Origin of the sequence: Rhizobium rhizogenes NBRC 13257, from assembly GCF_000696095.1 — a bacterium.
In the GTDB taxonomy this organism is placed as follows: Bacteria; Pseudomonadota; Alphaproteobacteria; order Rhizobiales; family Rhizobiaceae; genus Rhizobium; species Rhizobium rhizogenes.
Map to the genome: position 1 here is coordinate 256773 of NZ_BAYX01000008.1, position 12460 is coordinate 269232.

The 12460-nt window shown below is 61.1% G+C and carries 15 protein-coding genes; 5 read left to right on the top strand and 10 right to left on the bottom strand.

Going from position 1 to position 12460, the window contains the following annotated elements; all coding sequences use genetic code 11:
- Positions 1–107: 107 nt before the first annotated feature.
- Complete coding sequence (locus tag RRH01S_RS19930; protein ID WP_042473881.1) at positions 108–410, bottom strand: NIPSNAP family protein; 303 nt, start codon at positions 408–410, stop codon at positions 108–110.
- Positions 407–1321, bottom strand: a complete 915-nt coding sequence (locus RRH01S_RS19935; protein ID WP_042473884.1) for a DMT family transporter — start codon at positions 1319–1321, stop codon at positions 407–409. Before RRH01S_RS19935 ends, RRH01S_RS19930 begins: the two co-directional genes overlap by 4 nt.
- Before the next feature lie 108 nt (positions 1322–1429).
- Here RRH01S_RS19935 and RRH01S_RS19940 point away from each other — a divergent pair, with 108 nt between their 5' ends.
- Entirely contained in the window at positions 1430–1894 is a 465-nt protein-coding gene (locus tag RRH01S_RS19940) for an Lrp/AsnC family transcriptional regulator (RefSeq protein WP_007702781.1), read from the top strand.
- Here RRH01S_RS19940 and RRH01S_RS19945 read toward each other — a convergent pair.
- Together RRH01S_RS19945 and dut are read right to left on the bottom strand one after the other, a co-directional pair.
- Positions 1891–2784 (bottom strand): GNAT family N-acetyltransferase, encoded by an 894-nt coding sequence (locus RRH01S_RS19945; RefSeq protein ID WP_042473888.1) that lies wholly within the window; start codon positions 2782–2784, stop codon positions 1891–1893. The genes RRH01S_RS19940 and RRH01S_RS19945 overlap by 4 nt on opposite strands.
- The gene (gene dut / locus RRH01S_RS19950; protein WP_042473891.1) at positions 2784–3254 is read right to left on the bottom strand and encodes a dUTP diphosphatase; all 471 of its coding nucleotides are present in this window, start codon (positions 3252–3254) and stop codon (positions 2784–2786) included. The genes RRH01S_RS19945 and dut overlap by 1 nt, the downstream gene beginning before the upstream one ends.
- Positions 3255–3345: 91 nt before the next feature.
- On the opposite strand from dut, the gene RRH01S_RS19955 reads away from it, so the two are divergent.
- Complete coding sequence (locus RRH01S_RS19955; RefSeq protein WP_007702777.1) at positions 3346–4929, top strand: peptide chain release factor 3; 1584 nt, start codon at positions 3346–3348, stop codon at positions 4927–4929.
- A 31-nt stretch (positions 4930–4960) separates the two neighbouring features.
- Here the strand turns inward: RRH01S_RS19955 and RRH01S_RS19960 are convergent, their stop codons facing one another.
- The 3 genes from RRH01S_RS19960 to RRH01S_RS19970 all read right to left on the bottom strand — a co-directional run bounded on the left by RRH01S_RS19960 (position 4961) and on the right by RRH01S_RS19970 (position 7332).
- The gene (locus RRH01S_RS19960) at positions 4961–5758 is read right to left on the bottom strand and encodes a helix-turn-helix domain-containing protein (protein WP_374188759.1); all 798 of its coding nucleotides are present in this window, start codon (positions 5756–5758) and stop codon (positions 4961–4963) included.
- 98 nt (positions 5759–5856) lie between these two features.
- Positions 5857–6246, bottom strand: coding sequence for a nuclear transport factor 2 family protein (locus tag RRH01S_RS19965; protein ID WP_042473897.1), 390 nt, complete (start codon positions 6244–6246; stop codon positions 5857–5859).
- Between the two features lie 192 nt (positions 6247–6438).
- The gene (locus RRH01S_RS19970; protein ID WP_042473901.1) at positions 6439–7332 is read right to left on the bottom strand and encodes an NAD(P)/FAD-dependent oxidoreductase; all 894 of its coding nucleotides are present in this window, start codon (positions 7330–7332) and stop codon (positions 6439–6441) included.
- 173 nt (positions 7333–7505) lie between these two features.
- Between RRH01S_RS19970 and RRH01S_RS19975 the strand changes: the two genes are divergently transcribed.
- Positions 7506–7964 carry an Rrf2 family transcriptional regulator gene (locus tag RRH01S_RS19975; RefSeq protein WP_042473905.1) on the top strand — a complete coding sequence of 153 codons (459 nt, stop codon included), beginning with the start codon at positions 7506–7508 and terminating at the stop codon, positions 7962–7964.
- A 254-nt stretch (positions 7965–8218) separates the two neighbouring features.
- Here RRH01S_RS19975 and RRH01S_RS19980 read toward each other — a convergent pair whose 3' ends face one another.
- Positions 8219–9097 carry an aldo/keto reductase family oxidoreductase gene (locus RRH01S_RS19980; RefSeq protein WP_042473907.1) on the bottom strand — a complete coding sequence of 293 codons (879 nt, stop codon included), beginning with the start codon at positions 9095–9097 and terminating at the stop codon, positions 8219–8221.
- A 96-nt stretch (positions 9098–9193) separates the two neighbouring features.
- On the opposite strand from RRH01S_RS19980, the gene RRH01S_RS19985 reads away from it, so the two are divergent.
- Positions 9194–10144: a LysR family transcriptional regulator gene (locus tag RRH01S_RS19985; protein WP_042473910.1), complete on the top strand. Its 951-nt coding sequence runs from the start codon at positions 9194–9196 to the stop codon at positions 10142–10144.
- Positions 10128–10658 carry a tRNA (N6-threonylcarbamoyladenosine(37)-N6)-methyltransferase TrmO gene (tsaA, locus tag RRH01S_RS19990; RefSeq protein ID WP_007702762.1) on the top strand — a complete coding sequence of 177 codons (531 nt, stop codon included), beginning with the start codon at positions 10128–10130 and terminating at the stop codon, positions 10656–10658. The genes RRH01S_RS19985 and tsaA overlap by 17 nt, the downstream gene beginning before the upstream one ends.
- On the opposite strand, the gene RRH01S_RS19995 is transcribed toward tsaA, so the two are convergent.
- Together RRH01S_RS19995 and betC are read right to left on the bottom strand one after the other, a co-directional pair.
- On the bottom strand, positions 10655–10864 hold the full coding sequence (locus RRH01S_RS19995; protein ID WP_007702758.1) for a TOBE domain-containing protein: 210 nt from the start codon (positions 10862–10864) through the stop codon (positions 10655–10657). The genes tsaA and RRH01S_RS19995 overlap by 4 nt on opposite strands.
- A gap of 65 nt (positions 10865–10929) precedes the next feature.
- On the bottom strand, positions 10930–12444 hold the full coding sequence (gene betC / locus RRH01S_RS20000) for a choline-sulfatase (RefSeq protein WP_042473913.1): 1515 nt from the start codon (positions 12442–12444) through the stop codon (positions 10930–10932).
- Positions 12445–12460: the final 16 nt, after the last annotated feature.

Consider the following 12460-nt stretch of genomic DNA (forward strand, 5'->3'; position numbering starts at 1 on the left):
CAGGAAAAGTGTGCGCTGCGGTTTTCCATCCGGAATTGCGTACAAACAAAGACCTAGAGTGTTTCTGCTCTTCAGTGAAGCGTTGAAACGCTCTAGGCAAAGTAGGATCAGAAAACCGGCCGCATGAAGCTGCGCTCATAGCTGAGGATGCAGCGCGTCTCTTCCGCATAGGCAAAGGCGGCGCGGCATTCGGCATCCTCGGCCATTCTCTGGCGATAGGTCTCATAGTCGGCGAGGCTCGGGAAGCTGAAGAGCGCCAGCGCAATATTGTTGGCGCCCTCATGCGGCAGGAAATAGCCATGATGCGTGCCGCCGAGGCGGTTGACGAGCGGGATCCAGAGCTTGGCGTAATGTTCGAATTCTGCGAGCTTGTAGGGATCGATCGTATAGCGGAGATAGCAGGTGATCATTCGGCGGCTTCCTTTGGGAGATGACCGCTTTTAGGACGCGGCAACGGGATCGTCCAGCCGAGGTTCATGCCTGCCGCCGCCGCCAGGATGATCACTGCGCCGACGATCTGGGTGATCCCGAGCACATGGCCGAAGGCAAAACGGTCGACGACGATGGCGGCGATCGGATAGATGAAGGATAGCGCGCCAGTCAGATGTGTCGGCAGCTTCTGGATCGCGCCATAGAGCAGCACATACATCAGGCCGGTATGGACGATACCCATCGTCGCCACAATGGACCATCCGCCCGCACCTTGCGGCAAATCGGAAAAATCCGTGAAGGGCGCGAGCATCAGGATGCCGGTCGAGACCTGGATCAGTGCGATCAGATGCGGCGGCGTTCCCTTAAGCCATTTGGCGGCGATCGCCGCCAACGCATAGAAGAAGGCGGCACTGAGCGAGAGCAGGATGCCGATGAGATAGCTGCCCGCAGTTCCAGTCTGCGCGGATTTGCCTTCGACGATGATAATCATGCCGGCAAAGGCGAGCCCCAGCCAGAAAAGCTTGGTGAGCGTGATCTTCTCACCGAGAAACAGCGCACCGAGGCCGAGCAGCATGAAGGGCTGGGTATTGTAGACGGTTGTGGCGATCGAGATGGAGGCATGCGAATAGGCGGCGAAAAGCAGCAGCCAGTTGAGGACGATGGCGACGCCGCCGCCAACCGCAATTGCGAAGGTCCGCAGGCTGAGGATGCCGGGACGCAAGAGGCCCATGGCGCCGCAAATGACAAGAAGCGTCAGCGCGCCGATCAGGCAGCGCCAGAAAACGACGCCGGTGACAGGCTGCCCCGACATCAGCACGAACCAGCCGATCGTCCCCGAAATCAGCATTGCCGCCATCATTTCCACTGTGCCGCGTCTTATCTCGTTCATCGTCCGGGCTCCCGTTTGCTGAGCCTGATAATATTGCCGCCAGTGCACGTATGATATAGGTTGGATAAAGATTATTGGCCTGAGTGCCTAATTATATGAGGCAAGGATATGGGTGTACCTAATACGGCGATAGAACTCGATGCGATCGACCAGCGGATGCTGGAGGCGCTCGCGCGCAATGCCCGGATTTCGTTGAAGGAGCTGGCCGAGGTGGCGGGACTCTCCTCGCCGAGCGCCGCCGAGCGGCTACGCCGGTTGGAGGAGCGAGGCGTCATCGCGGCGTTCACCTTAGATATCGCGCCTGAGGCGATCGGCTATTCCTTGCAGGCGATCGTCCGCATCCGGCCGCTTCCCGGCCAATTGCATGTGGTCCAGCGCCTGATTCAAGAGACGCCGGAATTCATCGAATGCGACAAGGTCACTGGCGAAGACTGTTTCATCGGTCGCCTCGTGGTGCGGTCGATGGGCGACCTCGACGGTATCCTCGACAAGATCACCGAACGTGCCGAAACCAATACGTCGATGATCAAGGCAACCCCGGTGAAACGCCGGCTGCCGCCGCTGTCCCGCTAGAATTCCGCCATCGGCGACAGCATGATCGGCCCGGCAGTATCGTCTGCCGCTTTGCCGCGCGCCATCAGCATCGTGTAGCCCTCATAAGGCCCCAGCGATACGTCGCAATCCAGGCGATCCGGAGAAAAGCAGATCTCGATACGATCTGGTTCGACGTCAAGCGCAGGCAATATGGTCGCCAGGGACGGGATGGCCGTCCCCGCTACATCGAGAAGCCAGAGAGTCGCACCATCAAATGTCCATGCAATGACCGCCTCATCCCCGACTGCCGTCAGGTGGATCGCAGTATTGAAGCAGGCATTGAGCAGAAACATCTCCATCTGCCTGATGACGGCAAAGCGGGCGGAGACCGGCTGCCGACCTTGCAGGAGTGTTTTGACCAGGCGCAGATCGTCTGGCGCTTCCAAGGAGAGCTGTCGGGCAATCCAGTCGGATTTCTGGGGCTTCGGCATCCGCGCAATGAAGACATGCTGCGGCAGGGTTCGAAAACCGTAGCGCTCATAGAGGGCGGGCTTGTCGGTGAGCAGGAGATCGAGTTCGTAACCCTCGGCCTTGGTCCGGGCAAAGGCCCGCTGCATCAGGTCGCGGTAAAGTCCCCGCCCGCGCCACTCGGGACGAACCGCGCCGGATTGATAACCCGCCGCTTTGACCGTGCGGCCATTGATGACCATGGGCATGGAAAAAGCACTGAAATTGGCGACGCAGCGGCCATCGGCGTCGAAATAGCCGAACGGCATGCTGGTCGGATCAGGGCCGCCGAATTGATCCTGCAGGCTGATATCTATGGAAAAGGTGTCGCTCAGCAGATCGACGAGGCCAGCCCAGGCGACCGGATCGGCAAAATAACCCTGCCGGAAGGTCAGTCCGAATTGCTGGCCGAGATCCGCCATCACACGCCGGTTGAGCCGAAACCGCCGGCGCCGCGCGCCGTTTCGCTGACCTCGGTGATCTCAGCGACACGGACCTGCGTCACTGGCGCGATCACCACCTGGGCAATACGCATGCCGCGCGTGATCTCGAACGGTTCGTCGCCATGATTAATCAGCAGCACCTTTACTTCGCCGCGATAGTCGCTGTCGACGGTACCGGGCGAATTGAGGCAGGTGATGCCGTTCTTGAAGGCAAGGCCTGAGCGTGGGCGGATCTGGGCCTCGAAACCCTCTGGGATTTCGAAGATGAAGCCCGATGGCACTAGCGCCCGCTTGCCGGGGGCGAGCGTCAGGGTGGTGCCGTCTTCGATTGCCGCGCGCAGGTCCATGCCGGCCGCGCCCTTGGTCTCATAGGCGGGCAGGTCGAGGCCCCAGCCATGGGCAAGGCGGATGAAGTTCAGCGTCGGGCGGGTGTCGGTGTGAATGGTCATGCGGCATTAGTTTGCGCGTGAGCGTCCAAGGTCAATTGCAATCCCGGCCTTGAGTCGCTAGATACGGCCGCAATTCACAGGATTCACACGCATGGCCGAAAGTCTCGCCGAGGCAGTCTCCCGCCGCCGCACATTCGCTATTATCGCCCACCCGGACGCGGGCAAGACAACGCTCACCGAAAAGCTGCTGCTGTTCGGCGGCGCCATTCAGCTTGCCGGCGAAGTCAAGGCGAAGAAGGATCGCATCCAGACGCGCTCCGACTGGATGAAGATCGAGCGCGAACGCGGCATCTCGGTCGTGACCTCGGTCATGACCTTCGAATATGAAGGCAATGTCTTCAACATTCTCGATACGCCCGGCCACGAAGACTTCGCCGACGATACCTATCGCACGCTCACCGCCGTCGATGCCGCCGTTATGGTCATCGATGCCGCCAAGGGTATCGAGCCTCGGACGCTGAAGCTGTTCGAAGTCTGCCGCATGCGCGACATCCCGATCATCACCTTCATCAACAAGATGGACCGCGAAAGCCGCGATCCCTTCGAAATTCTCGATGAAGTGGAAGAAAAGCTGGCGCTGGACACCGCGCCGATCACCTGGCCGATCGGCCGGGCGAAGAGCTTCTGCGGCTCCTATCATCTGGCCGACAACACCGTTCGCGGCTCGGATACCGAAGTGGCGCCAACCCCCGTCAACGGCCCGCAAGCTGTGGCCGGCAGGCTGCCGGAAAACGAGCGTCAGGGCTTCATCGACGAAACGGAGCTGGCGATCGAAGCCTGCCGTCCCTTCGACCGGGAGTCCTTCCTGGAAGGTCACATGACGCCGGTCTTCTTCGGCTCGGCGTTGCGCAATTACGGCGTCCGCGACCTCATCAACGCGCTCGGTGAATTCGCGCCGCCGCCGCGCGACCAGGTCGCCGATATCAGGACGGTTCACGCCACCGATGACAAGATGACGGCCTTCGTCTTCAAGATCCAGGCCAATATGGACCCGAACCATCGCGACCGCATCGCCTTTGCCCGCATCTGCTCGGGCAAGCTCGAGCGCGGCATGAAGGCGCGGCTGTCGCGCACCGGCAAACAGCTCGGCCTCACCGCGCCGCAATTCTTCTTCGCCTCGCAGCGCCAGCTTGCGGATACCGCCTATGCCGGCGATGTTGTCGGCATTCCCAACCACGGCACGCTCCGCATCGGTGATACGCTGACCGAGGGCGAATCGCTGGTGTTCCAGGGCGTGCCGAACTTCTCGCCGGAAATCCTGCGCCGCGTGCGTCTTGAAGATGCGATGAAGGCAAAGAAGCTGAAGGAAGCCTTGCAGCAGATGGCGGAAGAGGGCGTCGTACAGCTCTTCTCGCCGGAAGACGGCTCGCCCGCCATCGTCGGCGTCGTTGGCGCGCTGCAGCTTGACGTGTTGAAGGAGCGGCTGATGGCCGAATACGGCCTGCCTGTCTCCTTCGAAATGTCGCGCTTTTCCGTCTGCCGTTGGATTTCGGCCGACCAGCCCGCCGACCTCGACAAGTTTCTCACCGCCCGTCGCGGCGACATCGCCCGCGACCTCGATGGCGACCCGGTCTTCCTCGCCCAGGACGGCTTCTCGCTGCGTTACGAGGCGGAACGTTACCCGGCTATCAAAATGGTCGCCATCAAGGAATATCACGCCTTCAAGGCGGCGTGATATCAGCGACTGCTGCTTTGATGCTGCCCTTCTATTGGGCGGCGTTCATCAGTTCGGCGTGGTGAATCTCCGTGGCTTCATCCAACGGAAATAGGCATTCGACCCGCAACTCCTGGGCCGTTATCATCTGCGCGGTGCCGACCGTCGTGACCAGTGAGAAAAATCTCAGAAGCTGTCCGTCTTTCATAAATGACAGAGGGATCATGGGCGTATTGTCAGCCGCTACGGATGTTTTCCATTCGGCGTTCACATCGGGATAGGCAAGCAGACTATTGATAAGCTCCTTCGTTCGCGCATCGATAACGCGGCCGACGGACTCGCGGAAGGCTCTCCCCATCAGGCTCTTTGCCGTCTGTTCCCAATCTGGAATGAAGGGCCGCATACCCTCGGGGTCGAACATCAGATGGAGGAGATTACGCGGTGCCGCGCGTCCGGCCATGTCGATAAAACAGTTGAAGAAGCGCGGGGTCGCGTCGTTGGTCATGACGACGTTCCAGTAGCGGTCCATTACTACAGCCGGAAACGGCTCATGCTGGCGAAGCATGCGTTTGAGGGCCTTGGTAAGGCCCTGCATCTCGCGATCGTCGAAGTTTCCTTCGGCATAGATCGGGGCATAGCCGGCTGCGAGGAGCAGGGAGTTGCGCTCGCGGCGTGGTACGTCCAACACCTCGGCAAGGTGCAAGAGATTGTGACGGCCAGGAGTACTCCTGCCGCTTTCGATAAAACTTATCTGACGCTGCGAAATGCCGGTGTCCAGGGAAAGATCGAGTTGGCTCTTGCCGCGTGTGTCGCGCCATGCGCGCAGCTGCGGTCCGAGTTCATTCGGCATTCTTAAATTGATGCGGGAAGAGTTCATCCGGCAGAAGCCTCGCTTCGTTCGTCGGTGGCGGGGCCATCATTCGATAACTCCGCCACCGTAGATTTTCGTCAGAAGGCGATAGGCCCGACGGATCCGTACCAATGACGCACTTTGGTCGGCTCGACCTCATCCATATAGAAGAAGTGGGTCATGACCGGGCTAACCACCGGCTGTGTTCGGTCATCGGGCGTCATGGTAACGGTCCCGCGAAACACTTTGAGCGATCCACCGTCCCAATATTCGGTAACATCATGCAATGCGGTGAAGCCTGTGTCGATGAAGGCGCGCAAGTTCTCACGAATGGTGTCGCGGCCTTTCCAGTCGGCAATGCCGAGGTTGCATGTCGCGTCTTCCGCGAAGCAATTGAAGCCCTCGCCGAAGGTCTTGTCGTCAATTTCCCGCCAGAAGGACAGCAGCCATTGGGGAGCGTCTTTTTTCGTGAATGACATCGTGGTCATGGGGTTCTCCTGAGCCTGCCGTTGGAACGAAGAATCGTGGCCACCGACATCGTCCCGGCGAAAGCTCTCTATGTTGAAGGGTTCGAGATGCTCTTCTTGCAAGAAGACGATTGTCAGATACCCCGGGTGAGGTGCTGCTCTCAATTACATGCGATGTAATAAAAGCCTCGCGCATGTCGGCGCCGGACACCGTCAATCATTGTCGAACATAAGGGATCGGTGGGCCGCTGTGCCGGCAAGGGCTCCGTCGCCCACGGAGAGCGCCACGGAACCGGCGGCTCTTGCCGCGTCACCGCAGGCGAACACGCCCTTGGCGGTCGTCTGCTTCATGGCGTCGGTGCTGATGAAGCGCCCAACCGGACCGTCCTCGAATGCACAGCCGAGCTGTTCCGCCCATGGTGCCGGCACTGAGGTCTGGGTCAAGGTGAACAAGCCGTCCATCGCAATGATCCTGCCGTCTTCCAACACCACATCGGCGCGATCGCCGCGGATCTCGCGAACCGGTGCCGTCTCGGTCGTCACGCCACGAGCGCGCAATTGCGATGACTGATCTGCATCGGGGACGAAGGCGCCGTTCGTGAACAGCGTTGTCTCACCCCAGTCGGGAAGCATCAAGGCGTGATGCATGGAGAGCTCCGAGGATGCGATCACACCGATGCGCCCTCGATCGAGTTCGTAGCCATGGCAATAAGGGCAATGGAAGACCGATTTCCCCCAGCGTTCCTGCAGGCCGGGAATGGCCGGCAATCGATCGACGACACCCGTCGCGAGGATCAGGCGTTTGCCCTTCAATAACTCTCCCGCGCCGACCGTGACGGAAAATCCGGCTTCGATCCGCTTGGCGGATTGTGCCTTGGCGTTCAACCAATGGACGGTCGGGTAGCGCTGCAGTTGCTCGCGCGCGTCCGCGGCGATCAGGCCGGGATCACGGCCGTCCTGCCCGAGAAACCCGTGTGAGCTCTTAGCAAAGCGATTGCGCCGCTCGTCCGCATCGACCACCAGAATATCCCGCCTGGCGCGGGCAAGCTGCAGGCCCGCGGACATGCCGGCATAGCTGCCGCCGATGATGATCACATCGAAGTACATGGAAATCAGCCTTTCGTGCTCATTCTGCTCTATCGCCGGCAAAGGCCGGCTCGATATCATGATACTTTTTATGTTACGTGATTGATGGCGTCAATAGTTATGCAACTCCTGTTGTTGCATGATCGTGTCTTTGGTAGATGTCGGTGCTACCCGGAGACGATCGGAACCGCGCCATGAGACACGACACCCGCCTATCCCGTATGCTGCATGTGCTGATCCACATGGATCGCCACGAAGGCGCTGCGACGTCCGAAACCATTGCGGCGATGCTGGGCACCAATGCCGTCGTGGTGCGCCGAACCATGGCCGGGTTGCGAGATCAGGGTTATGTCCGCTCCGAAAAGGGGCATGGCGGCGGCTGGGTGCTGGCGCAGCCGCTGCGGGAGATCACGCTGCTCGATATCCATAATGCGTTAGGTGCGCCGCAGCTGTTCTCGATCGGCCTGGCGGGAGACAATCCGAATTGCGTCATCGAGCAGGCGGTGAACGCTTCCCTTGCCGAGGCGATGAGCGAGGGAGAAACGATTCTGCTGGCGAGGTTCGCAAAGGTCACCTTGGCGGCACTTGCCACGCAATCGTCGGAGCGTTGGGCGCTGGCTTCGAATTGCGCTTCGGCGATGGAGGATTTCTAGGGTTTTCGGCAATGCCGGAAAACATAGTTTCGTGATGTTCTAGCGTTTGCGTTTATCGGCATTCTGCCGGCCGCCGCTGAAGCGTGGCTGATCATCGATGCCGCCGGGCGAAGGCTCTCAATTACATGCGATGTCATAAAAGCGCGCGTCGGGGGGCGGTACCGGCCAAGGCGGAGCGCTGCCTCGCCATCAAAGAAAATCACGCCGTCTAGGCGGCGTGATATTGGGGATCATGGAACGGGAGCCTCCGGCTCTCAGGTCGTGCTGGCCTTTGCCACGCCATCAAGCTGCGCCAATGCGTCGTCCGGCAGGTTGATCCCGGGCGCTTTCAGATTTTCCTTGAGATGGGCGACGGAGGAGGTGCCCGGGATGAGCAGAATGTTGGGTGCGCGGTGAAGCAGCCAGGCGAGTGCAACCTGCATGGGGGTGGCACCGAGGTGTTCGGCAACGTCGGAGAGCGTTGACGATTGCAGCGGGCTGAACCCGCCGAGGGGGAAGAACGGCACATAGGCGGTGCCCTCGCGGGCAAGCGCGTCGATGAGGGCGTCGTCATTGCGGTGCGCCAGATTGTAGAAATTCTGCACGCAAACGATATCGCAGATCTTGCGGCCGTCGGCGATCTGTGTCGGCGTGACGTTGCTGAGCCCTACATGGCGCACCAGGCCTTTTTGCTGAAGTTCGGCGAGCACCGTCAAAGGCGCTTCGAGCGATCCCTCGACCGGGCCATGAACATCGAGCATGCTGCGAAGATTGACCACATCGAGCACATCAAGGCCGAGATTGCGCAGGTTGTCATGCACGGCCTGCGTCAATTCCTCGCGCGACATGGCCGGGATCCACGACCCGTCCGTTCCACGGCGGGCGCTGATCTTGGTGACGATGACAAGATCGTCAGGATAGGGGTGGAGCGCCTCCCGGATGATTTCATTGGTGACGTGCGGGCCGTAGAAGTCGCTGGTGTCGATATGGTTCACGCCGCTCGCAACGGCTTCCCTGAGGACGGCTACCGCCGCGTCGCGATCCCTGGGTGGTCCGAACACGCCAGGCCCGGCAAGCTGCATGGCTCCATAGCCGAGCCGCTTCACGGTGCGATCGCCAAGGGTGAATGTTCCGGAGTGGTCGATGCTGGACATGGGATATCTCCTTTTTAGCTTCCCTTCAGAAATAGGCGTTGTTGCCTTGCGTGATAATCCGGTACAATCCGCACAGGCTGTGCGGAGTAGCGAACAGTGAAGATCGATCTGCTGGACATGAGCGCATTCGTCGCCGTGGCGCGTGCCAAGGGTTTTCGCGAGGGCGCGCGCCTGAGCGGCAAAAGCCCTTCGGGCTTGAGCGAGGCGGTCCGCCGCCTTGAGGCCGAGCTTGGTGTGCGATTACTTAATCGGACAACCCGCAGCGTCGTGCCGACCGAGGCGGGAGAGCGATTGCTGGAAAGGCTCGGCCCCGCACTGTCGGAGATGGAGGCGGCCTTCGACGTGGTCAACGGTTTCCGCGACAGGCCGGCGGGAACCTTGCGGCTGAACGTGCCGATCAGCGCGGCGCGGCTTGTGTTGCCTGACATCGTTCCGCGGTTTCTTGCCGCCTATCCCGACATCCAGCTGGAGATCATCGCCGAGGACAGCTTTGTCGATGTCCTCGCAGCCGGCTGCGATGCCGGTATCCGCTATGACGAGCGGCTGGAGCAGGACATGATCGCCATACCGATCGGGCCACGCACCCAGCGCTTCGCCACTGCCGCTTCACCCTCGTACCTTGACCTTCATGGCAGGCCGGAGCATCCGAGCGAGCTGATCAATCACGCCTGTCTTCGTGGTCGTTTCTCTAGCGGCCTGATGCCGCCCTGCGAGTTCGAGCGTGACGGCGAAATCGTGCGGATCATTCCCACAGGCCCGCTCATCGTCAGCATCGGCGGCGCGACCGATCTCGTCGTGGCCGCTGCGATCGCCGGCACCGGCATCGTCTATCTTTTCGAGGAATGGCTGCGCCCGCATCTTGACAGCGGCGCGCTCGAACCCGTGCTCGAACCATGGTGGCAGTCCTTCTCCGGGCCGTTTCTTTATTATCCCGGGCGGCGCCTTGTGCCCGCTCCGCTCAGGGCATTCATCGATTTCATAACCACATCGGCCAAGCCGCCGAACACTCTTGCTCCGGAAGGGGGAAACCATGGTCCGCGAGAATGAAATTCGCGAAAACGAGGTGGCCGTCGAGCCACCGGCCGCGACCGATGCCGGTCTCGTCTTCATCGGCCGCATCTCGACGCCATGGACCTCGCGGATGGAGACGCCGCGTCAGGGGCGGCATGACGGGCCGCTTTGCCGTATCGAGCTCTTCGAGCCCTGGGTGCCGGCGCTGAAAGGCGTGGAGGCTTTCGAGCGGCTGGAAATTCTCTATTGGCTGGACCGCTCACGCCGCGATCTGGTGCTGCAAAGCCCGGCCAATAGCGGCAAGGTGCACGGTACATTTTCACTGCGCTCGCCGGTGCGGCCAAACCCGATCGGCACCTCCATCGTCAAGCTGGAAGCGGTAGAGGGCGCGACCTTGCTCGTGCGCGGCCTCGATTGCCTCGATGGCACGCCGCTTCTGGACCTGAAGCCGGACAGGACCTTGTTCAAGCCTATTGCGCCGCCGCAGCCTGGTGATTTCCAGACCGGCGACGGCGAAACAGCGCATTACTGCCAGAAGCGGGAAACTTAGTCGACGGCGACCATGACGTCGGATGCCTTGATGACGGCATAGGCGTCAGCGCCGACCGTCAGGCCCAGTTCATCGACCGCTTCGTTGGTGATCGACGAGGTGACGATCGAGCCGTTGCCGATATCGATGCGGACATGGGCGGTTGTCGCACCCTTGGTGACTTCGACGACCTTGCCCTTGAGGCGGTTGCGTGCGCTGATTTTCATGGACATTTTCTCCCTTGCTTTGGCCAGACCATATCGTCTCCGGCAAAGCCAAACCACAGGAAAGCTTATTCCCCGCGCGGAAAGCGCTGGTTCTCCTCCAGCACGTTCAGGTCCATATGATTGCGCATATAGCGCTCGGAGGCCTTCTGCAGCGGCTGATAGTCCCAGGGGTAATAGGCGCCGTTGCGCAGCGCTGCATAGACCACCCATCGCCGCGCCTGACTCTCGCGCACGGCGGCGTCGAAGGCGGCGAGGTTCCAGCGCTGCATCGCCTGCGCGGTCAGCCGCGCCAGGATTTCCGCATGGCCGGGATCGCCAGCGAGATTGGTCAGTTCTTTGGGATCGGCCTCGAGATTGAAGAGTAGGGGCAGGTCCTTGTCGCAGAGGATCAGCTTGTAATGCCCATCGCGCAGGCCGACGAGCGGCGCTTCGGAGCCTTCCGCCGCATATTCCATCGGCACCGGCCCACGGCTTCCCGTCCCAAGGGCGAGCGGAGCCAGATCCTCTCCATCCGTCCATTGCCGCAGCGATGCGATGTCGATACCGGCGAGGCCGGCGAGCGTCGGCGTCACGTCGAGCGTCGACACTGGTTGGTCGATGCGACGGGCAGGCCAGCCGGGTGCAGCGATCGTCAGCGGCACGCGGGCCGAGCCTTCGAAAAAGTTCATCTTGAACCACAGCCCGCGCTCGCCGAGCATATCGCCATGGTCGGAGACGAACAGCACAATGGTGTTGTCGGCCATGCGGCCGCGCTCCAGCGCATCGAGGATTTCGCCGATCTTCTCGTCGACATAGGAGATATTGGCGAAATAGCCACGCCGCGCCCGGCGGACCTGTTCGGGCGTGATGTCGAAGGCGGCGTGATCGCTGGCCTTCATCAACCGCTGCGAATGCTGGTCCTGCTGGTCGAACGGGATTTCGCCGACCTCGGGGTCGAGCGCCGGGCAATCCTCATAGAGATCCCAGAAGCGGCGGCGGGCGACATAGGGGTCGTGCGGATGGGTGAAGCTGACGGTCAGACACCAGGGCCGCTCATCGTGGCCGCGCGACAGGTCGAGCAGCTTGCGGGTGGCGTGATAGGCGACCTCGTCGTCATACTCCATCTGGTTGGTGATCTCGGCGACACCGGCGCCGGTCACTGAGCCGAGATTGTGATACCACCAGTCGATGCGCTCACCCGGCTTGGTATAATCCGGCGTCCAGCCGAAATCGGCGGGATAGATATCCGTGGTCAGCCGCTCCTCGAAGCCGTGCATCTGGTCCGGCCCGACGAAATGCATCTTGCCGGAAAGCGCCGTCTGATAGCCGGCGGCGCGCAGATGGTGGGCGAAGGTCGGGATATCGGAGGCGAATTCGGCGGCATTGTCATAGACACGGGTGCGGCTCGGCAGTTGCCCGGACATGAAGGAAGCCCGTGCCGGTGCACAGAGCGGGCTTGCCGTATAGCTGTTGGCAAAGCGCACGGAGCGTTCCGCCAACACTTTCAACACGGGCGCGTGGAGAAAATCGGCCGGGCCATCGGGAAACAGGGTTCCGTTGAATTGATCGACCATCAGGATGAGAATATTCGGGCGCGCCATTGCTGGAATTCCTTGG

Bases quoted from the DNA above. Each gene is read 5' to 3' on its own strand.
- RRH01S_RS19940 (WP_007702781.1), top strand. From the start codon at position 1,430: ATGGGTGTACCTAATACGGCGATAGAACTCGATGCGATCGACCAGCGG.
- tsaA (WP_007702762.1), top strand. From the start codon at position 10,128: ATGGTCCGCGAGAATGAAATTCGCGAAAACGAGGTGGCCGTCGAGCCA.
- RRH01S_RS19980 (WP_042473907.1), bottom strand. From the start codon at position 9,097: ATGTCCAGCATCGACCACTCCGGAACATTCACCCTTGGCGATCGCACC.
- RRH01S_RS19970 (WP_042473901.1), bottom strand. From the start codon at position 7,332: ATGTACTTCGATGTGATCATCATCGGCGGCAGCTATGCCGGCATGTCC.
- RRH01S_RS19995 (WP_007702758.1), bottom strand. From the start codon at position 10,864: ATGAAAATCAGCGCACGCAACCGCCTCAAGGGCAAGGTCGTCGAAGTC.
- RRH01S_RS19960 (WP_374188759.1), bottom strand. From the start codon at position 5,758: ATGCCGAATGAACTCGGACCGCAGCTGCGCGCATGGCGCGACACACGC.
- dut (WP_042473891.1), bottom strand. From the start codon at position 3,254: ATGACCATTCACACCGACACCCGCCCGACGCTGAACTTCATCCGCCTT.
- RRH01S_RS19945 (WP_042473888.1), bottom strand. From the start codon at position 2,784: ATGGCGGATCTCGGCCAGCAATTCGGACTGACCTTCCGGCAGGGTTAT.
- RRH01S_RS19965 (WP_042473897.1), bottom strand. From the start codon at position 6,246: ATGACCACGATGTCATTCACGAAAAAAGACGCTCCCCAATGGCTGCTG.
- betC (WP_042473913.1), bottom strand. From the start codon at position 12,444: ATGGCGCGCCCGAATATTCTCATCCTGATGGTCGATCAATTCAACGGA.
- RRH01S_RS19955 (WP_007702777.1), top strand. From the start codon at position 3,346: ATGGCCGAAAGTCTCGCCGAGGCAGTCTCCCGCCGCCGCACATTCGCT.
- RRH01S_RS19935 (WP_042473884.1), bottom strand. From the start codon at position 1,321: ATGAACGAGATAAGACGCGGCACAGTGGAAATGATGGCGGCAATGCTG.
- RRH01S_RS19975 (WP_042473905.1), top strand. From the start codon at position 7,506: ATGAGACACGACACCCGCCTATCCCGTATGCTGCATGTGCTGATCCAC.
- RRH01S_RS19930 (WP_042473881.1), bottom strand. From the start codon at position 410: ATGATCACCTGCTATCTCCGCTATACGATCGATCCCTACAAGCTCGCA.